Here is a 23,058-nt window from a genome sequence, read left to right as displayed (position 1 = left end):
GACGCGAGTGAATCGTTTCATTCGGACGGTGCGTGGGGAACATATGAGAGCGCTCTCCCGCGCGTCAAGGGATCGGACACGGGGGCGGGCGCGGCCGTCGCGTCAGGGGGTGGCCGCGAGCGTCACGTCAGGGGCGGGCCGGGCTCGTATCGCGGTGGGCAGGACGGCATGGCGGGGCGGGCTGGCGGCCTCCTGATCGGCGCGCGGCATGCCAGGACGCGCGGGCGGCGGCCTGAGACCGCCTTGTCGGCACGCCGGGACGCGGGGGGGGCGGAGCGGGAGGTCCGGGCAGCGCGCCGGCGGCCCTTCACTCCTCGCTGTCGGCCGGGTCCTCGGGGGCCGTGCCGGTGAAGTACGCCATCGCCTCGGGTGCGCCCGGCCGCGGCTCGGTGTCGAAGCATGCCCACGAGCAGAAGGTCGTGGGGTTCCAGTCGCTGGTGCGCCCGCATTCGGCGCAGTCCATCACCGGGTCGTCGTCAAGATCAGCCATGCGGTGAGTGTGCCCCGTCGGGCCGGTTCACAACGGGTTTGGAGCTGGTATGTGCCGGTCCGCGTACCGCCGCCCGTGGGCGCGGGAGGTGACGTGAGGTTCTGGAGGTGACGTGGGGTTCAGGAGGGGCCCTAAGCCGCCGCTTCGAGGGCGGTGGTCGCGTCTCCGGCCTCGTCGTCCAGCGCCTCGGTGTCCCCGGCTTCGGCGAGCAGGGCGCGGGCGGCGGCCAGCGCGGCGCCGATCTCGCCGGTGCCGGTCGCCACGCACAGTGTGTAGGCGGTGTCACGCAGGAGGTCGCGAATCCGCGGCTCGGAGCGGACCTCGGGGCTCTGGGAATTCAAGTGCTCGTACCGCTCGACCAGTTCACGCAGCGCGGCAGGGTGGGCCGACATCGTCACAGCCTCTCGTGGAAAATTGCTCACCCCGTGTCACGGGGCAAGAGTCGCCTACCCCGTAACAGCCCGTCCACTCCCCCGAATCGTGATTGATCGGGAGCGGGTGACCGACCGTCAGACCGTCAGTAACCGCGGCTGCGGTAGGTGGCGTTGGCGCGGTCGAGTCGGGTGGTGCGCAGACGGCGCTCCTCGGCCAACTCCTCGACGGCGTGCCGGAGTGCGCGCAGCACCACCCGCGACGGACTGCCCGTGGGGACCTCGTCCGGCGGCGGCTCGTCGCCCTTGACCCCGATGAGGGTGGCGAGCGCCCTGAGGACCGGCGCGTCCGACGCCCAGTGCTGGGCCGCCCGGCGCCGACCCGGCGTGTCGGCGAGGACGCGTCGGCTGGTGGGGAGCAGGCCCCAGCGCCGGTGCCGCTCGGGAACCAGCGTGCCGTCCTCTTCGAGCGCGGCGATGTACGCGGTCGGCAGGCCCCGGCCCCGGCGCCACAGCCAGTCCTCGACGCGCTCCCCCGAATCGTCGTCCGTGCCGCTCTCCGCGGCCGGTGCCGCCTGCTTGCCCGTCGGCCTGTCCGCCGCCTTATCCGTCGGCCTGTCCGGGTCGCGGTCGGCGGCCTCCGCGGAGCGCGTCGCCGTCTCGTACGCCGTCAGCGCCTCCTCCAGCAGCCGGTCCGCGGTGCGCCGCTCGCCCTCCGGCCGGGGTACGGGCACCACCCGGTCGCCGCGCAGCGTCAGCTCCTTCGCCGCGATGAGGTCGATCAGCTCGGCCCCGGCCAGGGCGAGGGAGAGGTCGCCGCGGTCCACGAGGAGGTCGGGCGGCACGTCCATGGCGACGACGATCAGGTCTCGTGGTGTGGTCATCGCGCGGCTCCGCATCGTGGGCGGCGCGGCCGGGCCGCCGGACGGCGGTCGCCGGCCCGGAGGCGGTCCGGCCTGGACCGCTGTGAAGGACGTGCCACAAAACTACCCAACGCGACCGCGCCCCGGCGGGTACTCCCGCGGCGGGGCTCTCAAGGACACCCGATAGGGGCGAGGGCCCGCGTCGGCGCGACCGCCGCGTCCGCCCCGACTGTCATGTCCGTCCGGGACGTCACCGCCGCCGGGCCCGCTACTTCTGCCCCTTCATCACATTGCGCACCGTGGCGATCAGCGCGGGCTGGTACGCCCGCAGGTCGGTCTCGGAGGTGCTGTCGCCCTGCTGCCCGTCCACGCTGGTGGCGAGGTAGTTGTAGCCGTTGAGGGTGATGGTGAACACCGCGCCGCCGTCGAGGACTTTGAGCTGCTGCGACCCCGCGTTGATGGTGAGGAAGTACGCCTTGTCCCCGAGGTCGGGGACGGATTCGGTGGTCGTGACGGGGATGAGGTCGGCTGTGTCGAGATCGCGCTGGTCCTCGAATTCGGCGGCCGGGTCGGTCGCCTTGTGCAGGTCGATGCCGACGACCACCTCGTAACGCGCCGTGCCGCCGTGCAGCGGAATCGGTGACGTGGTCTCGATCGTGCAGCGGATCTGGTCGAGCGCGGGGCCGAGGTGGACCACCGCGGGTGAGACGGTCTGGGTGTCGGTGGCCTTGAGCGCGTCGGTGAGCGGCTTGAGGGTGAGTCCCGCGCACGGGCTGCCGTGCAGGACGTAGCCGTGCATGTCCGGTGCGCCGCTGTGCCGCGGGCCGTACGCGTACAGGCCGCCCGCCCACGCGGCGGACGCGACGAGGGCGCCGCCGAGGCCGACCGCCCACAGGCGCCTGCCGCCCGGGCCGAAGAGGGCCGGCCGAGGGGCGGGGTCCCCGTCGGAGACCATGTCCGCGGGCGTGGGCTCGTCGAGTCCGCCCGTCAGTTCCGGCTCGGATATCACGGCTGCTCCTCGCGGTGCGCCCGGTCGTGCGTCCGGCGGTGCGCGTTGGTGTGGCCCGTCGTGCGCTGCACACGTCGATCGCCTGGTCAGCAGATTGTCGCCGCCGCCCCGCTCGGCGCACCAGTGACCGTACGCCCTGTCGTGCCCCGGCAACGCCCGAATCGTCCAGGCGGCGCGGGAGGACGGGGAGGACGGGGCGCGGCGGGGGCGCGTGACGGGGCCCGGCGGGGGCCGGGGCGGCAGCACGATGCCCCGGCGCGGGGGCCGGGGCAGGGGTGTGTCGGTTCGTACGCGTATGCGGAGGACGTGCGTCCGCACAGGGCGCGTCCGAGGGCCGTGACGTCGCGTCGCGGGACCCTCGGCACGGACAAGCAAAGGCCCCGCAGCCGGGGGGGGGTGGCTGCGGGACCTCTCCTACCTTGGCACACGTGGCGGCGGCACGCACGCCGACGGGCGAATGACCGCCGCCATTCGTGGCGGCACCGGCCGGGCGTCAGCCCTCTGGCACCGCCTGCGGGCCGTCAGGCGTCGGTCGCGGCGACTGCGGGCTTGTGCCTGCGGAGCAGAGCGGAGCCCGCCAGGGCCGCCGCCACCGCGGCGCAGGCCAGCACCGTTGTGGTGGACCCGGCGAAGGACCGGCCGAGGCTGTCCCTGAGCAGGTGCACGGGCCCGAAGCCGGCGGCGAGCGAGTGGAGCACCACCGTGCCCACGGCCGCGGTCGCGCTGGCCGCCCACGTCCAGACCGTGTCCTGCACGGTCAGCATGACCGCCAGGACCAGGCAGAGGACGGTGATGGCCAGGGATACACCCGCCGCGAGGTCGCCGGCGCGCAGGCCCGCGATGTCGGTGGGCAGGTGGATCGCGGCGACCGCGAGGAGCGCGACGGCGGCGGGCCAGCGCAGGACGGAGGCCAGGGCGGGCGCCGCCCGGCGGGTCCGCGCGGGGCCCGAGCCGGGGCGGCGCCCGGCGAGGCGGCCCGCGCCTGCGCCCGCGGCGGGCGGCTCGTCGGGCCCCTGCCCCTCCCCCTCGGGTCGCTGTTCCGGCCAGGCGTGCCCTGACGTGTCGGGGCCGGTCGGCTCCGGGCCGCGGATCGGCGAGCCGTCGCTCTCCGGGCCGAAGATGGTGACCAGGTGGGCGACGTCCTCGATGGGACGGCCCGTCGCCGCCGCGCGCAGGGTCGTACCGGCCTCGCCGTCCGCGTGCGGCGGTTCGTTGAGCAGGACGACCAACTGCCGTACCTCGTCGACCGGTCGGGACACGGCGGCCAGCCGCAGTGCCTCGTCGGCCGGACTCGGCGACTCGCCGTTCTGCTTGAGGAGGTTGACCAGACTGGCCACTTCGGCCAGTGGGCGGGTGGTCGCCGCGGTGCGGAGCAGGGTGTGCCTGGGCTCGTCGCGCGTGGCTATGGGAGATCGCTCGTCGGGGGATGAGCTGGGATCAGATGACATGGTGCGTATTCCTTTGCCGAACTACCAGGGGTGAGACTTCCCCGGCGGTCGCTGTGCGTCACGAGAGACACACGCTTAGTACCATGACATCCGATATGTCCATATTGCGCCATTTGGGACCGTCCCGGAGCCCGCCGCAGCCGACTTCCAGCACGCTGTTTTCCCAGCTCAGTGGCGGTGCGAACGGTTTCCGCCGGGCTCCCGCTACGGCTTCCAGTACGGGGCGAGCGTGCACTGCATGTAGTGCGTCTGCGCCCAGCGCTGCCAGACCCGCGCGTGGACGGTGCCGGGTCCGGCCGCGTACTTGCCGCATTCGGGGCAGTCGGGCAGGGGTTCCGGCTTGGCGTCGTGGTCGTCGAGCTGGTGAGTGGCCCAACCGTAAAGATACGCACCGGGGTTGACGGTCGACGGATCCCTGAACCGGGCCTCCAGCTCCGCGCACCGCACGCACTCTTCTTGCTCAACACCCGTCAGCCGACTCACGTGTTCGAGACTACGTTCCGCACTGCGGCTCGCGCACGTTTTCCAGGTCGATGTCCCCTGACCGCGTCCGGCGTGCGAATCCGCGAGCGCGGCGCGACGGCGCTGGTCGGCGGCGAGCGCCCCTGCCGGACCCGGCCGCCGCCGCTTCCCGTTCCGTACCGCCCGCGGGCAGGTGTTCCCGGCATCATGGGGCGCGCACCGCTGCGAGCCGCCCCGACTGGCGGGCTCGTGCGCCAGAGCCGGCCGAGGAGGACCCGATTCCCCGCCGGCCGCCCACATGCTCGGTGTCCCCGCGCCCCGGTCATCCGCCCGCCGCCGCCCCGTCGTTGTGTGAGCGCGGCAGCGCGGCCGGGGCGCGGGCATGACGGCCGCGGCGGCCCCGCCGCGGGCCGTGGGCGCGGCGGAGGTCGAGGCACCGACCGTCGAACACCGTCGCGAGCCGTTCGGGACCGGCGAGAGTCGCCCGCGGCTGAGCTGGCGGACGGTCACCGAGCGCCCGGACCGGACGCAGAGCGGATACGAGATCGGGGTCGTCGAGCCCGGCACCCCCCGCGCGGGTGTCGCCGCCCCGACCGCGTACCGCCGCTCGTGGTGCCCGAAGCGCTGCCCGCGGACTTCCCGTCCGACGGGAAGTCCGCGCTGTGGGGCGATGTGGCGGTGCTGCTGCCGTGGACGCCGTATCAGCGGTTCGGCGACGCGGCGTTGCTGCGCGCACGGTGTGGGAGCACTGGGACTCCATGCTTCCGGACGGCTCCGTCAATCCGGGCGGGATGACGTCGTTCAACCACTACGCGCTCGGCGCCGTCGCCGACTGGCTGCACCGCACGGTCGCCGGGCTCGCCACCGCCTCCCCCGGCTGGCGGCACATCCGCCTCGCGCCCGTGCCAGGCGCCGGTCTCACCTGGGCCCCCGCCGCGCACGAGACGCCGTACGGAAGGGCGGAGGCCGGCTGGCGGACCGAGGGCGGCGCCCTCACCGTCACGGCCGTGGTCCCGCCGAACACCCGCGCCGAGGTACGCCTCCCAGACGGCCGGGCGCCCTTCGGCGTGGCTCGGGACGCCATGAGTTCTCGCTCCCGTACTCCCCCCGCGCCCCGGCCATGACCGCTCCCGGCCCTAGGGGGGAGAGATCTCTCCCTGGGCCCGTCCGCGCGTGGGTGCGACGCTGAAAGGGACCTGATCAGCAGGTCTGCGAATGCACCCTTCCAGGCAGAGAGCGAGACGTACCCCCATGCGGGCAACGTTCATGTACAAGGCCGGGGACGTGCGCGTGCAGGACGCGCCGGACCCGACGATCGAGCAGCCCACCGACGCCGTCGTACGCGTCGTCCGTTCCTGTGTGTGCGGCAGTGACCTGCACCCCTTCCACAGCCTGTCCGCCACGGACGGCCCGGTCCCCATGGGACACGAGTTCCTGGGCGTCGTCGAGGACCTGGGCGCCGAGGTCTCGGGACTGAGCGTGGGCGACCTGGTGGTCTCCCCGTTCGCCTTCGCCGACAACACCTGCGAATTCTGCCGCGCGGGCCTGCACACCTCGTGCCCGCACGGCGGCTTCTTCGCGGCGGGCGGCGTCGGCGGCGCCCAGGCCGAGGCGGTCCGCGTACCGCAGGCCCAGGGCACCCTGGTCAAGCTGCCCACCGGAGTCGACACCGCGCTGCTGCCGTCGCTGCTGACGCTGGCCGACGTGTACGGCACCGGCCATCACGCCGCCAAGCAGGCGCGGGTACGTCCCGGCGACAGCGTCACCGTCATCGGTGACGGGGCCGTGGGCCTGCTCGCGGTGCTGTCCGCCAGACGGCTCGGCGCCGAGCGCGTCATCCTGATGGGCCGCCACAAGGTCCGCACCGACCTGGGCCGTGAATTCGGCGCCACCGACGTCGTCGCCGAGCGCGGCGAGGAGGGGATCGCCAAGGTCCGCGAACTGACCGGCGGACACGGCACCCGCGCCGTCCTGGAGGCGGTCGGCCACATGCCCGCGTACGAGACGGCCGTCGGGGTCGTCCGCCCCGGCGGAGTGATCAGCCGGGTCGGCGTCCCGCAGTACGCGAACGCACCGGTCGGTTTCGGCAGCCTCTTCGGCCCCAATGTCACCCTGACCGGTGGCCCGGCTCCCGTGCGCGCCTACATCGAGGAGCTGCTGCCCGGGGTGCTGGACGGCACGGTCGACCCCGGCCGGGTCTTCGACCGGACCGTGTCGCTGGAGGACGTACCCGAGGCGTACCGGGCCATGGACGAGCGCACCGCGCTCAAATCGCTCGTCATCCCGTAGCCGCTCCCCCGCGGGAGCGATGCGGGAGGGACGGAGGGAGGCCGTGTCACGGCCTCCCTCTTCACGTGCTCCGGGTATTCGATGGACCCATGGAGTACACGAACCTGGGAAGCTCAGGACCCAAGATCAGCCGTATCACCCTGGGGTGCAGAGCTTCGGGCGGTCGGGCACCGGCCGCGGCTGGGCGTTGGACGGCCCCGAGGCCTCGATGTGGGCGTGGCAGTTCTCGAAGATGCAGTAACACGGCGCGGGCGCACGGGTGGACGCCGTTCGTGTCCATGCAGGACCAGTACAGCCTGATCGCGCGTGAGGAAGAGCGTGAGATATTCCCGCTGCTGGCCGACGAGGGCGTGGGCTGCCTGCCCTGGTCGCCGCTCGCCGGGGGTCTGGTCACCCGGCCGTGGGGCGACCGGAGCACGACCCGCGGCGGGCAGAACCCGACCACCGACTCCTCGGGCAGGCCGCTGTTCCTCGACAGCGACAAGGGCACGGTCGACGCCGTGCAGACCATCGCCGAGTCCCGCGGCATCTCGATGGCGCAGGTCGCGATGGCCTGGGTCCTGCACAACCCGGTGGTGACCTCGCCGATCGTCGGCGCCACCAAGCCCCACCACCTCACCGACGCGGCCGCCGCGCTCGACGTCCACCTCACCGACGAGGAGGTCACGGCGCTGGAGGAGCACTACACGCTGCGCGAGCCGACGTACTACGGCTCGGCCTCGGGCTACTGAGCCGGAACAGCGTCTCGTGCGAGGCGAGGGCGAGTGCCGGTGGGCCGCTCAGCGCGGTTCGAGGATGAGGGTGGAGGCGCGGGCCCGGTCGGTCAGTACGTGCTCGACGATGCTCGCGAAGTGCCCGTGCTTTTGCCGGTAGGCGGCGTCCACCTCCGCGTACTCGCCGGATTCCGCCTCGTGGAAGGTGACGTCCCTGCGTACGCCACCGGCGTCGATACGGCCCTGGTGCCGGGCCTGGGTCCCCCGGTATCACGGGCCGTCGGTGCCCTTGACCGAGCGGACGTACAGCCGGTCGCCCGAGCGGACCACCCACATGGTCACCGGATCGCGCAGGGCGCCGTCGGCCCGTTCGGAGGCGAGGTTCAGCTCCTCGGCCTCGGCGATCTTCGTCAGATCCGACGCGTTCCAGTCCGCCATCGTCGTTCCCTCTCCGTCACGTCGAGCCGCGCGCCGGTGCTCGGTCCGGCCGAGTCGCCGGCCGTCACGTTCACCGTTCACCGCGCGCGAGGAGCACGCCATCCGAGGAGGGCGCCCGGTCGGACCGACGGGTGCGGGGACGCGCGCCACTGTGGCCCCGCCTCGCCCGCGCCAGGAAGGCCGAGATCTGCCGGGGGACGGCCAGCGGGGGTGCGACAGGGCTCCCCTCCAAGCGCGTGTCACAGCGGCGGGGGAGAGAGACCGGCGACATGGCTCCTGAGCGGCCGTCGCCTACGGCGCGTCAGATCAGCTCCCTGTGACGGAAGTGGTACCTGTTGACGGACGGGCGGGTGGGGAGTTCACTCTGCGAGCGGTTTGCCTACGGTTCCGGTCCTCGACAGGAAAGAGATCCGTGTCCACACGTCTCTTCGCCCCGCGTGCCGTCAGCGGCCGATCCTTACGCGCCAGGGCGTTCCTCACCGTCCTGGCAACCCTCCTGGCCCTCGTGACGGGCGCCGTCGTGGCAGGACCCGCCGCGTCCGCCGGAACGAGCGGGCCGAACGCGTCGAACGGGCCCAGGGAGCTTCCGACCGGGAGTGACGCGACGACGGGGAAGGTCCGGACGGCGACACTCGCCGTGCCCTCCGCCGTCGACACCTCGGTCGCCGAAGCCGCCGTCACGCGGCTGCTCGGCCCCGATCTCGCGCGCCAGATCGACCTGCGGGGCATCGCCGCAGGGTCGGGCCAGGACCGCTATCTGATCGAGGCGGCGGGCGGGCGGGTGCGGATCAGCGGCACCACTCCGGGCACGCTCCTCGCCGGACTCGGCCAGTACCTGCGCGTCGTCGCCCACGCCGACATCTCGCTCAACGGGGAGCAACTGCGGCTGCCCGACCAGCTGCCGCTGCCGTCCTCCCCCATCGGCCGGTCCGCGAACGTCGTCCACCGTTTCGCCCTCAACGACACCGACGAGGGGTACGCGGGCGCGTATCTGACCTGGCAGCAGTGGCAGCGGCGGATCGACGTGCTGGCGCTCGACGGGATCAACGAGATGCTGGTCTACGAGGGGCAGGAGGCCGTCTACGACAAGACCTTCCAGCGCTTCGGCTACTCCGACGCCGAGATGCGCGCCTGGATCCCGCAGCCCGGCCACCAGCCGTGGTGGCTGCTCCAGAACATGTGCTGCGAGAACGGCCCGATCAGCGCGCAGCTCCTCGACCAGCGGGTGACGCTCGGCCGCCGGATGACCGGCTATCTGCGGCAGCTCGGCCTCACTCCGGTGCTGCCCGGCTACTTCGGCACCGTCCCGCCGGGCTTCGCCGCGAAGAACGCGGGAGCCCATGTGATCGCGCAGGGAACCTGGAACGGCTTTCCCCGGTCCGACTGGCTGGACCCGACGACGGCGCTGTTCGGCCAGGTCGCCGACGCGTTCTACAGCGAGCAGAGCAAGCTGTTCGGCGACAGCTCGATGTACAAGATGGACCTGCTGCACGAGGGCGGCCAGGCGGGCGACGTCAACATCGGCGACGCCTCCCGGGCCGTACAGAACGCCCTCGACCGGGCCCACCCCGGAGCGATCTGGGCCATCCTCGGCTGGGAGAGCAACCCGCGCGAGGAGACCCTTCGGGCCGTCGACACCTCCCGCATGCTCGTCCTCGACGGCAACTCCGACACCACGGGCGCGACCGACCGCGATCAGGACTACCTCGGCACCCCGTACGCCTTCGGCACGATCTGGAACTTCGGCGGCAACACCAACATGGGCGCGAGCATGGCGCTGTGGAACACGAAGTTCCATGCGTGGCTCGCCAAGCCCGGCACGGCCCTGAGCGGTATCGCGTTGATGCCGGAGGCGATCGACAACAATCCGGTGGCCGTGGAGTTCTTCGCCGATCTGGCGTGGGAGTCGTCGGCGGTCGACATGGACACCTGGATGGCCGCGTACGCCACGGCGCGCTACGGGGCCGCCGACCCGCACGCGGTGGCGGCCTGGCAGATCCTGGGCCGTACGGCGTACTCGTGGCCGGGCGACACCGGGACCAGGCACACCAGCAGCATCTTCTCGGTCCAGCCCGGTCTGTCCGCGACGGCGGGTTCGGTCCCGTACGACCCGAAGGACGTCCAGCGCGCGTTCGGCGAACTCCTCCAGGTGGGACAGCCGTCGCGCGGCAGCACCGCGTACACGTACGACCTCGTGGACCTCGGCCGTCAGGTGCTGTCCAACGACACCCGGACGCTGCTGCCGCGGATCCGCCAGGCGTACACCGCCCGCGACACGGCCGCCTTCGACGCGCTCAGCGGGCAGTGGATGACCGAGCTGAATCTGCTGGACGCGCTGCTGGGCGCCGACGGCACGTCGCTGTTCGGCGTCTGGCAGAAGGAGGCCGCCGCGCAGGCGCCGACTCCCGCGGAGGCCAAGCGCCTCGAGTACGACCTGCGCACGCTGGTCAGCGACTGGACGGAGACCCATCCGATCCAGGACTACGCGGGGCGCGAGTGGAACGGCCTGGTCGGTGACTACTACGGGGCGCGCTGGCGGACGTTCTTCGACTCGCTTCGCACCGCGCTCAGCACCGGCGGTCCGCCGCGGGCCGTCGACTGGCGCGCCGTCGCCTCGACATGGGTCCACAAGGTGGCGCGCTATCGGAGCACGCCCACCGACGACGCCTATCAGCAGGCGCGGAAGGTCGCCGCGTACCCGGCGGGGCACGTGGACCTGGCAGCGGACCCGAAGGCCGGGCCGCCCGGCGCGACCGTACGGCTGGCCGCGGCCTTCACCAACGACAACGCCCTGTGGCCCACCGGCACCGCGAGCTTCGCGCTGACCGCGCCGGGCGGCTACACCGTCCGCCCGGTCGGCGGTTCCACGCCGTCGGTGCCCGCGGGCGGAACGGTCACCGCCGCCTGGGACGTGACGATTCCGAGTGGCGCCGCACCCGCCGATCTGGCGCGTCTGACGGCGACCGTGCGCTGGTCGTCGGGCGGATCCGACAACGCGGTGTCGGCGACCGCGACCGACACGACCGACGTCCTGGTGTCAGGACCGGTGGCAGAGCCGTATCGCACGGCGTCCTCCGCTGCCTCCGCGTCGATCGCCTTCGCCCAGCACGGCGACGTGTTCGGCATGGCAGGGGGCGGCGCGGACATCGGCGCGTCCACCGACCAGTACGGCGCCGTCTACCGCCCGCGGTGGCTGACGCCCGGGCAGGCCGTCGGCACGGAGGTGCTGGAGCAGGACGACAGCGGCCCCTGGGCGCGGGCCGGACTCGTCGTGCGCGCGGACCTCGCGCGGCCGGGAAGCCCCGGCTACGCCGATCTGGCCGTCACGCCGGAGCACGGCTGCGTGTTCATGTGGGACGCCGACGGCAACGGAACCCTTGAGCACTCCGCGTCGAGCGGCGGATTCACCGGCCCAGTCCACCTGCGGATCAGCCGCGAAGGCGACACCTTCACCGGCTGGTGCAGCCAGGACGGCACCGACTGGACCCGGGTGGGATCGGCGCCGCTGCCCGGCGCCGCGCCCGCCGAGGACGCCGGTCTGCTCTTCTCCGCGGTCAACGCGTCCACCCACCGCCAGGGCGCCGCGCGCTTCGACGGGCTGACGCTGGCACCGTTCACCGCACGGGACACCTCGGGCGACACCGTACTGAGCCTCGGCAGGCCGACGACCGCCCTGTCCTACGAGGCGGGCAGCCCGCCCTCCGCGGCGGTCGACGGCGACCGCACCAACAAGACGTACTGGGCGAGCGCGATGGCCGGCGGCGACACCTGGTGGCAGGTCGACCTCGGCGCGGCCCACGACCTGTCGTCGGTCAACGTCCGCAATTACGTGGACGGCAAGCGCGCCTACACCTATACGTTGGCCGGCAGCGTGGACGGCGTCCACTGGTTCGCCCTCGGTGGCAAGAACACCGCCGCGGTCGCCACGGACGCCGGTGACACGTTCTCTCTCACCGCCGCGGCGCGCTACATCCGTGTCGACGGACTCAGCAACACCGCCAACACCTCCTTCCACCTCACCGAGGTCACCGTCACCGGCGCGGCCTGACGCCCACGGGGTGCGGCGAGGTGCGGCCGTGCGCGAGGGTAGGGCGGAACGGCAGGGCGGAACGACTGATGTGACGGCAAGGTGGTGGCGGGCGTGCGGGCTGTGGTGTTCGAGGAATTCGGGCGGGTGCCGGAGGTTCGGGAGGTGGCCGATCCGGCATGTCCGCCCGACGGGGTGGTCGTACGGGTGGAGGCGACGGGGCTGTGCCGCAGCGACTGGCACGGGTGGCTCGGGCATGACGACGGGATCACGCTGCCGCATGTGCCGGGTCATGAATTCGCGGGCCGGATCGAGGAGGTGGGTCCCGGGGTGAGCCGGTGGCGGGTCGGCGACCGGGTGACCGTGCCGTTCGTCTGCGCCTGCGGGAGCTGCGGCGCCTGCGCCCGCGGGGATCAGCAGGTGTGCGAGCGGCAGGAGCAGCCGGGCTTCACCTACTGGGGCTCCTTCGCGGAGTACGTCGCCGTCCCGCACGCGGACGTCAACCTGGTGGGGCTGCCCGACGCCATGGCGTACGCGACCGCCGCGTCCCTCGGCTGCCGCTTCGCCACCGCGTACCGCGCGGTGGTCGCGCAAGGCCGTACGCGGCCGGGCGAGTGGGTGGCGGTGATCGGCTGCGGCGGGGTCGGCCTGTCGGCGGTGATGATCGCGGTGGCCTGCGGGGCACGCGTGGTGGCGGTGGACACCTCGGCCCAAGCCCTCGGCCTGGCACGGAAGTTCGGTGCCTCGGTGGGTGTCGACGCCTCGCGGTCCGATGTCGACACGGCGGAGGCGGTCCGCGCGGCGACCGACGGCGGGGCGCATGTCTCGGTCGACGCGCTCGGCTCCCCCGGCACCTGTGCGGCCTCCGTGGCGGGGCTGCGGCGGCGGGGCAGGCATGTGCAGGTCGGGTTGCTGCCGTCGGGCGGTGTCGCCGTCCCCATGGACCGGGTGCTCGCGCTCGAACTGGAGATTCTGGGCAGCCACGGCATGGCCGCGCACGCGTATCCGGAGATGATGCGGCTGGTCGCGGCCGGGACGCTCCGCCCCGATCTGCTGGTCGGCTCGGTCATCGGCCTGGACGCGGCGCCGGGCGCGCTGGCCGCCCTCAGCGACGGGTCGGCCGGCGGCGTCACCGTGATCACGCCACAGAAGAAGTGAGCGCGGACGCGGTGGGCCCGGGCTCGGCGGGTAAGGGCGCGACGCTATAGGCACGGGCTCGGCGGAATAGGCGCGGGCGCGGGCTCATAAGCGCGGGCTCGGCGTTATGGGCGCAGGCGCGGTGTCACCCGTACGGACGCGGCGTGCGTCGGCGCCGTCGTGCCGCGGAGCGGTTAGCTTCGGCGAATGCAGAAATGGTCCGGACTTCCGTATCCCCTGGGCGCGACCTATGACGGCTCAGGCACCAATTTCGCCCTCTTCTCGGAAGTGGCGGAGAAAGTCGATCTGGCCGTCATCGACGCGCGCGGGCGTGAACAACGCACCCCTCTGGCGTCGGTGGACGGATCGGTCTGGCACGCGTATCTGCCGGGCGTCGGTCCCGGCCAGGCGTACGGATATCGCGTGCACGGCCCGTACCGGCCGGACAGCGGGCACCGGTGCAATCCGGCGAAGCTGCTGGTGGACCCGTACGCGAAGGCCATCGACGGCCAGCCCGACAGCCACCGGTCGCTGCTCGGTTACCGCGACGACGGCTCGGACGAGCCCGACACCGCCGACAGCCTCGGCCACACCATGCTCTCGGTGGTCGCCGACCCGGCGTTCGACTGGGGCGAGGACCATCTGCCGAAGCGGCCGTACCACGAGTCGGTGCTGTACGAGGCGCACGTCAAGGGCCTGACGGTACGTCACCCGGCGCTGCCGGAGAAGCTGCGCGGCACATACGCGGGAATGGCGCATCCGGCGATCGTGGAGCACCTGACCGAACTGGGGGTCACCGCCGTCGAATTGATGCCGGTGCACCAATTCGTGCAGGACGGCCATCTGCGCGACCGTGGCCTGTCGAACTACTGGGGCTACAACACCATCGGCTTCTTCGCGCCGCACAACGCCTACTCCTCCAGTGGCACACGCGGTCAACAGGTCACCGAATTCAAGGAGATGGTCAAGGCACTTCACCAGGCGGGCATCGAGGTGATCCTCGATGTGGTGTACAACCACACCGCCGAGGGCAGCGAACTCGGCCCCACGCTCTCCTTCCGCGGTATCGACAACGCCTCGTACTACCGGCTGGTGGACGACGACCCTCGGCACTGCTTCGACACGACGGGCACCGGCAACAGCCTGCTGATGCGGCACCCCAATGTGCTGCAACTCATCATGGACTCGCTGCGCTATTGGGTGACCGAGATGCACGTCGACGGTTTCCGGTTCGACCTGGCGTCCGCGCTGGCCCGGCAGTTCCACGAGGTGGACCGGCTGTCCGCCTTCTTCGACCTGGTGCAGCAGGACCCGGTGATCAGCCGCGTCAAGCTCATCGCCGAGCCCTGGGACGTCGGCGACGGCGGGTACCAGGTGGGCAACTTCCCCGCCCTGTGGAGCGAGTGGAACGGCAAATACCGGGACTCGGTACGGGACTTCTGGCGCGGCGCCCCTTCCACCCTGCCGGAGTTCGCCTCCCGGCTGACCGGTTCCTCCGACCTGTACGAGGGCAGCCGCCGTCGCCCGCGCGCCAGCGTCAACTTCGTCACCGCCCACGACGGTTTCACGCTGCGCGACCTGGTCTCGTACAACGACAAGCACAATGAGGCCAACGGCGAGAACGGCAACGACGGGGACAGCAACAACCGTTCGTGGAACTGCGGCGCCGAGGGCCGGACGGAGGACAAGGAGATCCTGGCCCTGCGGGCCCGGCAGCAACGCAATCTCCTCGCCACGCTCTTCGTGTCCCAGGGCGTGCCGATGCTGGCCCACGGCGACGAGTTGGGACGCACCCAGCTCGGCAACAACAACGTCTACTGCCAGGACAACGAGATCGCCTGGGTGGACTGGGACCTGGACGAGCCCCGGCGGAATCTGCTGGCGTTCACCCAACGCGTCATCGCCCTGCGCTCCCGGCATCCGGTGCTGCGCCGACGGCGCTTCTTCCGCGGCGGGGACGGCAAGGGCACGCCGGATCTGGTCTGGTTCCGCCCGGACGGCCGCGAGATGGAGGAGGCCAACTGGCTGCGTGAGGACGCGCACGCGGTGGGCGCCTTCCTCAACGGCGACAGCATCCCCGAGCCCGGCCCGCACGGCGAGCGCGTCACCGACGACTCCTTCATCGTCCTGGTCAACAGCCATGACGAGCAGGTGGACTTCACCATCCCGGCCGGTGCCTTCGGCGACGGCTGGCAGATCGTCGTGGACACCACCGTCGAGTCCGACACGGGCGGCCCGGACGGACCGAGCATCCCGGCGAACGCGGTGGTGCCGGTGCACGCGCGGTCGATGACCGTACTGATGCGTCCGCGCACCGACTGAACCGACTGAGCGGCGAGCCGAACGGGCGGCTGGGCGGGCTGACGGCCGGCCGGGCGGGCTGACAGCCGGGTGAACTGACGGCTGGGCGGGCGCGAGTCCGCTCAGCCGGTCGTCGTCACCGGGGCGCCGGGCGGACCCGAGACACCGTGCGCACCGGGGAGGAGCGCCAGCAGGGCCCGCTTGTCGGGTTTGCCGCTGGGTGCGACCGGCATCACGTCCAGCACGGTGACGGTGGCGGGCACGGCCGCCTCGCCCAACTCGGCGCGTACGGCGCCGCGCAGGACGTCGGCGGTCGGCGTGCGCCCCACGACGGGTACGACGAAGGCGTGGGCGGCCTCACCGGTCGTCTCGTCGGGAGCCCCGACCACATAGGCCTGGTCGACGTCCGGGTGGGCGGCGAGCGCGGACTCGATCGCTCCCGCGTAGTGCAGGATCGCGTTGACGAAGATGACGTCGCGGGCGCGGCCGACCAGGCGCAGGTAGCCGTCGTCCGCGAGGGTGCCGAGGTCGCGGGTACGGATCCAGCCGTCGCTCACCACCTCGCGGGTCTGTTCCTCGTCCTGCCAGTAGCGCGACATGGCGCCCGCGCTGCGGACCCAGATCTCGCCGGGTGTGCCCGGCCGCACCGGGCGCCCCTGGGGATCGCGCACGCTGACATCGACGCCGGGCATCGGCCGGCCGACGGAGTCCATCACCTGGGCCGGCCGCTCGGCCAAATCCTCGGGGGTGAGGAGCGCGAGCATGCCCGTCTCGGTCTGCCCGTACCCCTGGTGGACGGCGGGGCCGAGCCGGTCGGCGGCCTCGGCGAGCCGGTGCGGCGGCAGCGGTGAGCCCGCGACGAGCAGGACGCGCAGGCTGCTGGTGTCGATGTCCTCGGTGCGCAGGGTGTCGAGGATCTGGTAGAGCCGGGGGACGGTGCACAGGCAGGCGGTGATGCGGTGGCGCTGCCAGATCTCCGGGAAGGTGAGCGGGGGTTCGGGGATCACGGCGGTGCCGCCGTCGAGCAGGCACAGGGAGAGGTGTTCGAGCATGACGGCGCTGGTGAGGGTGCCGAAGACGAGGTAGCGGCGGTATCCGGCGGCGAGTCGGGCGGTGGTCGCGCTCCACCGCGCGGGCTGCCACGACCAGTGTTCGCTGAGCGCGCGGTAGGTCTGGGCGCAGCCCTTGGGGTGGCCGGTGCTGCCGCTGGTCAGGGTGATGAGGCCGATGTCGTCGGGGCGGCCGTGCGCGGTCAGGGCGTCGGGCGATGTGTCCGCCGGTGCGGCCGACAGGTCGCGGTCCACGTCGAGTACGGGGCGGGTGCCCGCCGCCGCCAGGAGCGCGGGGGTCGCGGTCGAGTCGTCGGCGACGACCGCGTCGATTCCGGTGGACAGCACATGGGCGAGCTGGCTCGGCGTCAGTCCGGGGCGCAGCCCTGTGACGCGGCATCCCAGCAGGTGAGCGGCGATCTGGGCGGCGAAGCCCCGCGGGGTGACGGCGGTGGTGACGGCCACTCCCCCGCCGGGTCCGAGTCCGGCCGCCCGCAGTCCCGCGACGCAGCGGCGTACGAGGTCGAGCACCTCACCGCGGCTGACGGGATGTGACCGGAATTCGAAGGCCGGGGCGCCCGGATCGCGCAGGAAAGCGTCCACGAGTGGCTGGGGAAATACCGATTCGGCCGGATTGTTCACGGCGCTCTCCGATCCGGTGGGGCGGTCACGGGGTCGCGTTTCAGCCGCGGACAACTGCAATGCCGGGAGGGAAACCTCGGCGGGCATATGTGCGCACGACTCACACGGCACACGTCGGGCACTTGCGCCGAAGCTGAAATTATCCGCCCGAACACCAAGGGTCGCGGTGTGATATGGATCACACCCCTACCTATAGATGTCTCCTTTAACTCTCAACTACGGTGACTCCGTCCATCTCAGGAGCCGGGAGGCCCAGTGTCCGGAGAAGAGCGGATCGATTACCTCGTCGTCGGTGCGGGACCCGCGGGAATCCAGGCGGCATATTTCCTGGAACGCGCGGGACGCGACTATCTGGTCGTCGAGGCCGACGCGGCTCCCGGAAGCTTCTTCACGAGGTTTCCCAGACACAGGAAACTCATATCCATCAACAAGGTGCACACCGGCTGGGACGATGCCGAGCTGAATCTGCGCACCGACTGGAACTCACTGCTGTCCGACGAGGGCTCGCCGCTGTTCACCGCGGTCACGCCCCGGTACTTCCCCGACGCCGACGACATGGTCGGCTATCTCGCCGACTTCGCCGGCACCCACCGCCTGCGGATCCGCTACGGCACGCGGATCACCCGTATCACCCGGCGACCGGCGGAGGACGGCGGCCCGCGCGGGGACTTCGAGACCGTGGACCAGGACGGCACCGTCCGCAGGGCCCGGCGGCTGATCATGGCGACCGGCGTGTCCCGCCCCTACATCCCGCCCATCGAGGGCGTGGAACTGGCCGAGCGGTACGACCTGATGCCGGTCGACCCGGCCGGGTTCACCGGGCAGCGGGTACTGATCATCGGGCGGGGCAATTCGGCCTTCGAGACCGCCGACAACCTCATCGAGACGGCCTCGGTCATCCACGTGGCGGGACCCGGCTCACTGCGGCTCGCCTGGCAGACCCATTTCGTGGGGCATCTGCGGGCGGTGAACAACAATTTCCTGGACACGTATCAGCTCAAGTCACAGAATGCCCTGCTCGACGGGGAGATCATGCGCATCACCAGGGACGGCGAGGACGGCCCCTACCGGGTCCCGGTGAAATTCGCGCGGGTGAACGAGGTGGTCAAGGAGATCACCTACGACCGGGTTATCCTTGCCACCGGTTTCCGCTTCGACGCCTCGGTCTTCGCCGAGGAATGCCGCCCGGAGCTGACCATCAAGGACAGATTCCCGGCACAGACGGACGCCTGGGAATCCCCGAACGTACCCGATCTGTATTTCGTCGGCACGATCACCCAGGTGCGTGATTTCAAGAAATCCACCAGCGGTTTCATTCACGGCTTCCGCTACGGTGTCCGCGCGCTGCACCGCATCCTGGAGCAGCGTTACCACGACCGGCCGTGGCCGCGCCGGGAACTGGCCGCCGGTCCCGCCGGTCCCGCCGACCGCATCGAACGCACCGACCCCGCCGGACTCCCCGGGACGATCGCCGAAGCGGTGATCGAGCGGGTGAACCGCAGTTCCGCCCTGTGGCAGCTCTTCGGTTTCCTCGGCGACGCGGTCATCGCCTCCCGAGGACCGTCGGGCGAATCGGTCGGCTATCACGAGGAGGTGCCGGTCGACCATCTCCACCAGGCGGTCGGCGACGGCGTCTTCGGAGACGTCGGCCGCTATCTGACGGTCACCCTCGAATACGGCGCCGATCACGACAAGGTGAATCCGTTCGACATCTCCGTGGGCCGGGTGTCGCAGCAGGCGACCGCCGGGCTCGACGGCCGCTATCTCCACCCGGTGGTGCGGCTGTTCGAGAACGGCAAGCCGGTCGCGGAGCACCACATCACGGAGAATCTGGAGAACGAGTGGGACAGCGAGGAGGTCCACCGCGCCCCGCTCGTCCGCTTTCTGACGGACCATCCCGTCACGGGTGACGTCCCCGTCCCCGCCGCCGACCCGTCGTGAACGGGGTGCTGTCGGCGCTGCGGGACAGAGCCCGCGCCCGACTCGACCCGGTCCACTGGGACTTCTACCAGGGCGGCGCGGGCACCGAGACCGCCCTGGCCGAGAACGAACGCGCCTTCGCCCGGCTGGCCTTGCTGCCGCGGGTGCTGACCGGCACGGGCCACCCGGACACCAGCGTGTCGCTGCCCGGCGGCCGGGCGTCGATGCCGGTGGTGGTCTCCCCCACCGCCTTCCACCGGCTGGCCCATCCTGACGGCGAACGCGCCACGGCCCGCGCTGCCGCGGCGGCCGACACCGTACTGATCACCTCGCAGGCGGCCACCACCGCCGTGGACGAGGTCACCGCCGCCGCCCGCTCGGTGCGGTCCGACGCCGTGGTGTGGTTCCAGCTCTATCTCCAGCCGGAGGCCGAGGTCACCGTCGCGCTCGTCCGGCGCGCGGAGAAGGCGGGCTGCACGGCGCTGGTGGTCACGGCGGACTCGCCGGTCTTCGGCCGCCGCGGCCGGGACGAGCGCAACGGCTTCCACGACCTGCCGCCAGGACTGGCCGCCGAGAACATGCGGGATCTGCCCGGCGCGCCCCCCGGCCGCACCCGCGACATCGCAATGTCACCGGCCCTGTCCTGGGACGACCTGCGCCGCCTGCGGGACGTCACCGGCCTGCCGGTCGTGCTGAAGGGCGTCCTGCACCCCGCCGACGCCCGGCGCGCGGTCGACGAGGGCGTACAGGCGCTGATCGTCTCCAACCATGGCGGCCGTCAGCTCGACGCGGCACCGGCCACCGTCGAGGCGCTGCCCGCGGTGGCCGACGCGGTCGGCGGGCGCGTCCCCGTGCTGCTGGACGGCGGGGTGCGCGGCGGCTCCGACGTGGTGGTCGCGCTGGCGCTCGGCGCGGCGGCGGTCGGCATCGGCAGGCCCGTGCTGTGGGGCCTCGCGGCGGACGGCGAGGCGGGCGTGACCGCCGTACTGGAGGAGTTGCGGGCCGAGTTGGCGCATGTGCTGACGCTCTGCGGCAGCGCCGACTGCCGCGGCCCGGCTCGCGATCAGGTCGTGGCGCGGGGGGCGAGGGCGTGCTGAGGCGCGCCGGGGCGGTGGCGCTCGCGCTGTCCGTCCCCTACTGGCTGCCGCGGACCGTCGTCGCCCTGCGGGTGAGGGTCTTCGCCCGGATCAACGGCCCGGAGGGCGTGGTCGTCCCCAACGCGGAGGTGGCCGCGGACCGCTTCACCGAGTTGTACGAGCATCCGGCCGCCAGCGGTCGCAGCAAGGGCGCGGCGCTGTCCGACCTGTTCTGGTACTGGCTCTCCCCCGGTCCCGAGGTCCACCAGGAGCATCTGGAGCCGGGGCCCCGCTACGACGCCGTCGCCCGGACCACCGCCGCGATCCTCGCCGGGACCAGCACCGAACTCGCGGCGGCCGCGGCCCGGCGGACGGCGCGGGTGCTGGACGAACTCGTGCCGGGCGACGCCGCGTTGGTGCGGCTGCGGGATCTGATGATGCCGGTCTGGGCGGAGTTCTTCTACGGCCTGGTCTTCCGCGAGCCGTGCCCCCCGCACGCGCGCAGACTCATCGTGGCCAATGCCGAGGACGTCATCAACTCCCTGAAGAACACCCGCCTTCGGCACATGCGGCGGCGCGAGCGGCTGACCCGCTACCTGCTGCGCAGGCTGGCCGCGGGGGACGTACCGCACGCGCTGCCGCCGGAGTTGGCGTCGCCGAAGGACCGCGCGCACTACCTCCAGGGCACCTTCTTCAACACCGCGGTCGTGCAGATGTCGGAGGCCATGGCGCATCTGCTGCTGATGCTCGCCGCGGAATCCGACGTCCAGCAGCGGCTGGCTGACCACCCCGAGGACGACCGGTACCTGTCCCACGTGATGAACGAGACGCTGCGGATGTACCCGCTGTTCGGCATCGCGCACCGCGTCACGGCCGAGGAGATCGACCTCGGCGGCGGCGCGCGCTATCCGGCGGGCACAGTGCTGTGCTTCGACTATCCCGCCTACCACGCGACGGGGTACGCCGATCCGGACACGTTCGACCCGGAGCGGTGGAATCGAACGTCCGCCAAGCACGCGCACCACATCCCCTTCGGGGTGGCCGCGAACCGGCCCTGCCCCGCCTGGCGGCTCGCCCCGCTGATCATGCGGGCCGCGACCCGCGAGGTGCTGGCCCGCTTCACCCTGCACACCGCCGTGTCGCACACCCGCTCCATCCCGCACCGCGCGCCCTGCCTGCTGGTGCGCCGCGACCGGCCGCTGCCGCGGTACGGGATCGCCGCCGTCCGGGCGTTCCTGCGGGTCCGCGACCGCTGGGAGGACGTCGGCCGCAGTCTGCTCCAACTGGCCTTCGGCACCTGGATGGTGCTGGACGCGCGGCGGCAGCGGCCGACAGAGCGGTGGTTCGCCGCGCACGACACACAGGGCCGCCCGCTGACCGACGCGCGTCCGGGCGGTCACGGCCCGGACGGCGACGCGCCCGGCGGGCCCGCGGACCGCTGTCCTCACCCCCACTGACCCCGGCAGTCACAGGCACTGCCTCCCCCCCATGAATCCGCACCCGCCGAAGGGCAGCCCGCCATGTCCGCGACCGCGCTCGGCCCCGCCTTCCTGCTCGCCGTCGTCGTCATCCTCCTCACCTGCCGGATCGCCGCCTGGGCGCTGCGCCCGCTCGCCCAGCCGCCCGTGGTGGCCGAGATGATCGCGGGTGTGCTCCTCGGTCCCTCCGTACTCGGCCTCGTCGCCCCCTCGTGGGAGCACGCCGTCTTCCCCGCCGACCTGCGGCCCGTGCTGTACGTGGCCGGGCAGCTCGGTCTGGTGCTCTTCATGTTCCAGGCGGGGTACGAATTCCGCGTCGACCGGATCAAACCGGTGGCCAGACCCGCCGCGCTGATCTCGACGGCCGGGATTCTCGTACCGCTGGCGCTGGGCACCGCGCTGGTGTGGGCCGTGCGCGATTCGGTGCACACCGCTCCCGCCGGTGTGCCGATGTACGTGGCCGCGCCCTTCGTCGGCGTCACACTGTCGATCACCGCGTTCCCCATGCTGGCCAGGATCATCACCGAACGCGGCCTGACCGACACGGCGTTCGGCACCATCTCGCTCGCCGCCGGCGCGCTGGACGACGTCGTCGCGTGGATTCTGCTGGCGGGCGTCCTCAGCCTGTCGCGCGGCACCTCCGGGCCCGTCGTGCTCGCGGTGGCGGGCGCGGCCGGTCTCGCGGTGGTGCTGTTCGCACTGGTTCGGCTGCGCGGTCCCGCGATCCGGATCGCGGAGCGGCTGCCCTCGGATCAACTGCTGCTGGTGACCTTGCTGTTGCTGTGCCTGGCGGCCTGGTACACCGACCGGATCGGCCTCTACGCGGTCTTCGGCGCTTTCAGCCTGGGCGTCGCGTATCCGAGGGCGCCGAGGATCGACCGTACGCTGGAGGCCGCGGCGCCGGTCAGCCGCGTCCTGCTGCTGCCGCTGTTCTTCACGTACTCCGGGCTGAACACCGACACCGGCCTGCTGACCGACCCGGCGCTGCTGCTGTTCGCCGCGGGCTGCACGCTGGCGGCCGTGGTCGGGAAGTTCGGCGCGTGCTGGCTGGCCGCCAGGCTCGCCGGACAGAGCGGTCCCGTGGCGCTGCGGGTCGGCACGCTGATGAACGCGCGCGGTCTGATGCAGCTCATCGCCATCAACGTCGGCCTGGCGGAGGGCGTGGTGACGCGGTCGATGTTCACCGTGCTCGTCCTGGTCGCGCTGGTGACCACGGTGATGGCCACGCCGCTGCTGGCACTGTGGGACCGGCGGGACGGCGGCGTCCCGGACGCGCCCGCCGTCCCCGCCGCCCCGCCTCCGTCGAAGGTCTCCGCCGTCAGCGAGTGAGGACGTGGCCTCGCCG

The 23,058-nt window shown here is 72.2% G+C and carries 17 protein-coding genes and 1 pseudogene; 10 read left to right on the top strand and 8 right to left on the bottom strand.

The window, feature by feature from the left end; all coding sequences use genetic code 11:
* Nucleotides 1–307 precede the first annotated feature (307 nt).
* The 6 genes from ACFZBB_RS06280 to ACFZBB_RS06255 form a co-directional block, all read right to left on the bottom strand.
* Complete coding sequence (locus ACFZBB_RS06280; protein WP_391118331.1) at nt 308–490, bottom strand: hypothetical protein; 183 nt, start codon at nt 488–490, stop codon at nt 308–310.
* A gap of 131 nt (nt 491–621) precedes the next feature.
* Nucleotides 622–882 (bottom strand): DUF5133 domain-containing protein, encoded by a 261-nt coding sequence (locus ACFZBB_RS06275; RefSeq protein ID WP_355349105.1) that lies wholly within the window; start codon nt 880–882, stop codon nt 622–624.
* Between the two features lie 125 nt (nt 883–1,007).
* On the bottom strand, nt 1,008–1,745 hold the full coding sequence (locus ACFZBB_RS06270; protein ID WP_391118328.1) for a GPP34 family phosphoprotein: 738 nt from the start codon (nt 1,743–1,745) through the stop codon (nt 1,008–1,010).
* 247 nt (nt 1,746–1,992) lie between these two features.
* A complete protein-coding gene (locus tag ACFZBB_RS06265) occupies nt 1,993–2,733 on the bottom strand; it encodes a hypothetical protein (protein WP_391118326.1) in 741 nt (246 codons plus the stop codon).
* 521 nt (nt 2,734–3,254) lie between these two features.
* Complete coding sequence (locus tag ACFZBB_RS06260; protein WP_391118324.1) at nt 3,255–4,181, bottom strand: hypothetical protein; 927 nt, start codon at nt 4,179–4,181, stop codon at nt 3,255–3,257.
* A 204-nt stretch (nt 4,182–4,385) separates the two neighbouring features.
* Entirely contained in the window at nt 4,386–4,628 is a 243-nt protein-coding gene (locus ACFZBB_RS06255; protein WP_391118322.1) for a hypothetical protein, read from the bottom strand.
* A 773-nt stretch (nt 4,629–5,401) separates the two neighbouring features.
* Here ACFZBB_RS06255 and ACFZBB_RS06250 point away from each other — a divergent pair.
* The 3 genes from ACFZBB_RS06250 to ACFZBB_RS06240 all read left to right on the top strand — a co-directional run bounded on the left by ACFZBB_RS06250 (nt 5,402) and on the right by ACFZBB_RS06240 (nt 7,663).
* Nucleotides 5,402–5,767, top strand: a complete 366-nt coding sequence (locus ACFZBB_RS06250) for an alpha-L-rhamnosidase C-terminal domain-containing protein (RefSeq protein ID WP_391118320.1) — start codon at nt 5,402–5,404, stop codon at nt 5,765–5,767.
* 127 nt (nt 5,768–5,894) lie between these two features.
* The gene (locus ACFZBB_RS06245) at nt 5,895–6,932 is read left to right on the top strand and encodes an alcohol dehydrogenase catalytic domain-containing protein (protein ID WP_391118318.1); all 1,038 of its coding nucleotides are present in this window, start codon (nt 5,895–5,897) and stop codon (nt 6,930–6,932) included.
* 278 nt (nt 6,933–7,210) lie between these two features.
* Nucleotides 7,211–7,663: an aldo/keto reductase gene (locus ACFZBB_RS06240; protein WP_391118507.1), complete on the top strand. Its 453-nt coding sequence runs from the start codon at nt 7,211–7,213 to the stop codon at nt 7,661–7,663.
* 48 nt (nt 7,664–7,711) lie between these two features.
* Here the strand turns inward: ACFZBB_RS06240 and ACFZBB_RS06235 are convergent.
* Nucleotides 7,712–8,083, bottom strand: a pseudogene (locus ACFZBB_RS06235) (DUF2255 family protein).
* A 412-nt stretch (nt 8,084–8,495) separates the two neighbouring features.
* On the opposite strand from ACFZBB_RS06235, the gene ACFZBB_RS06230 reads away from it, so the two are divergent.
* The 3 genes from ACFZBB_RS06230 to glgX all read left to right on the top strand — a co-directional run bounded on the left by ACFZBB_RS06230 (nt 8,496) and on the right by glgX (nt 15,569).
* Nucleotides 8,496–12,131 carry an alpha-N-acetylglucosaminidase TIM-barrel domain-containing protein gene (locus ACFZBB_RS06230; protein WP_391118316.1) on the top strand — a complete coding sequence of 1,212 codons (3,636 nt, stop codon included), beginning with the start codon at nt 8,496–8,498 and terminating at the stop codon, nt 12,129–12,131.
* Between the two features lie 93 nt (nt 12,132–12,224).
* The gene (locus tag ACFZBB_RS06225; protein WP_391118313.1) at nt 12,225–13,268 is read left to right on the top strand and encodes an alcohol dehydrogenase catalytic domain-containing protein; all 1,044 of its coding nucleotides are present in this window, start codon (nt 12,225–12,227) and stop codon (nt 13,266–13,268) included.
* A 186-nt stretch (nt 13,269–13,454) separates the two neighbouring features.
* Nucleotides 13,455–15,569 (top strand): glycogen debranching protein GlgX, encoded by a 2,115-nt coding sequence (gene glgX, locus ACFZBB_RS06220; protein ID WP_391118311.1) that lies wholly within the window; start codon nt 13,455–13,457, stop codon nt 15,567–15,569.
* A 101-nt stretch (nt 15,570–15,670) separates the two neighbouring features.
* Here the strand turns inward: glgX and ACFZBB_RS06215 are convergent, their stop codons facing one another.
* Nucleotides 15,671–17,200, bottom strand: a complete 1,530-nt coding sequence (locus ACFZBB_RS06215; protein ID WP_391118309.1) for an AMP-binding protein — start codon at nt 17,198–17,200, stop codon at nt 15,671–15,673.
* A 294-nt stretch (nt 17,201–17,494) separates the two neighbouring features.
* Between ACFZBB_RS06215 and ACFZBB_RS06210 the strand changes: the two genes are divergently transcribed.
* The 4 genes from ACFZBB_RS06210 to ACFZBB_RS06195 all read left to right on the top strand — a co-directional run bounded on the left by ACFZBB_RS06210 (nt 17,495) and on the right by ACFZBB_RS06195 (nt 23,042).
* Nucleotides 17,495–19,180 carry an NAD(P)-binding domain-containing protein gene (locus ACFZBB_RS06210; protein WP_391118307.1) on the top strand — a complete coding sequence of 562 codons (1,686 nt, stop codon included), beginning with the start codon at nt 17,495–17,497 and terminating at the stop codon, nt 19,178–19,180.
* On the top strand, nt 19,177–20,256 hold the full coding sequence (locus ACFZBB_RS06205; RefSeq protein WP_391118305.1) for an alpha-hydroxy-acid oxidizing protein: 1,080 nt from the start codon (nt 19,177–19,179) through the stop codon (nt 20,254–20,256). Before ACFZBB_RS06210 ends, ACFZBB_RS06205 begins: the two co-directional genes overlap by 4 nt.
* Complete coding sequence (locus ACFZBB_RS06200; RefSeq protein ID WP_391118303.1) at nt 20,250–21,692, top strand: cytochrome P450; 1,443 nt, start codon at nt 20,250–20,252, stop codon at nt 21,690–21,692. Before ACFZBB_RS06205 ends, ACFZBB_RS06200 begins: the two co-directional genes overlap by 7 nt.
* A gap of 63 nt (nt 21,693–21,755) precedes the next feature.
* The gene (locus tag ACFZBB_RS06195; RefSeq protein ID WP_391118295.1) at nt 21,756–23,042 is read left to right on the top strand and encodes a cation:proton antiporter; all 1,287 of its coding nucleotides are present in this window, start codon (nt 21,756–21,758) and stop codon (nt 23,040–23,042) included.
* Nucleotides 23,043–23,058 lie beyond the last annotated feature (16 nt).

This window comes from Streptomyces sp. NPDC008139 (assembly GCF_042957025.1).
Lineage (GTDB): Bacteria > Actinomycetota > Actinomycetes > Streptomycetales > Streptomycetaceae > Actinacidiphila.
This window is presented reverse-complemented; position numbering and strand designations above follow the sequence as displayed.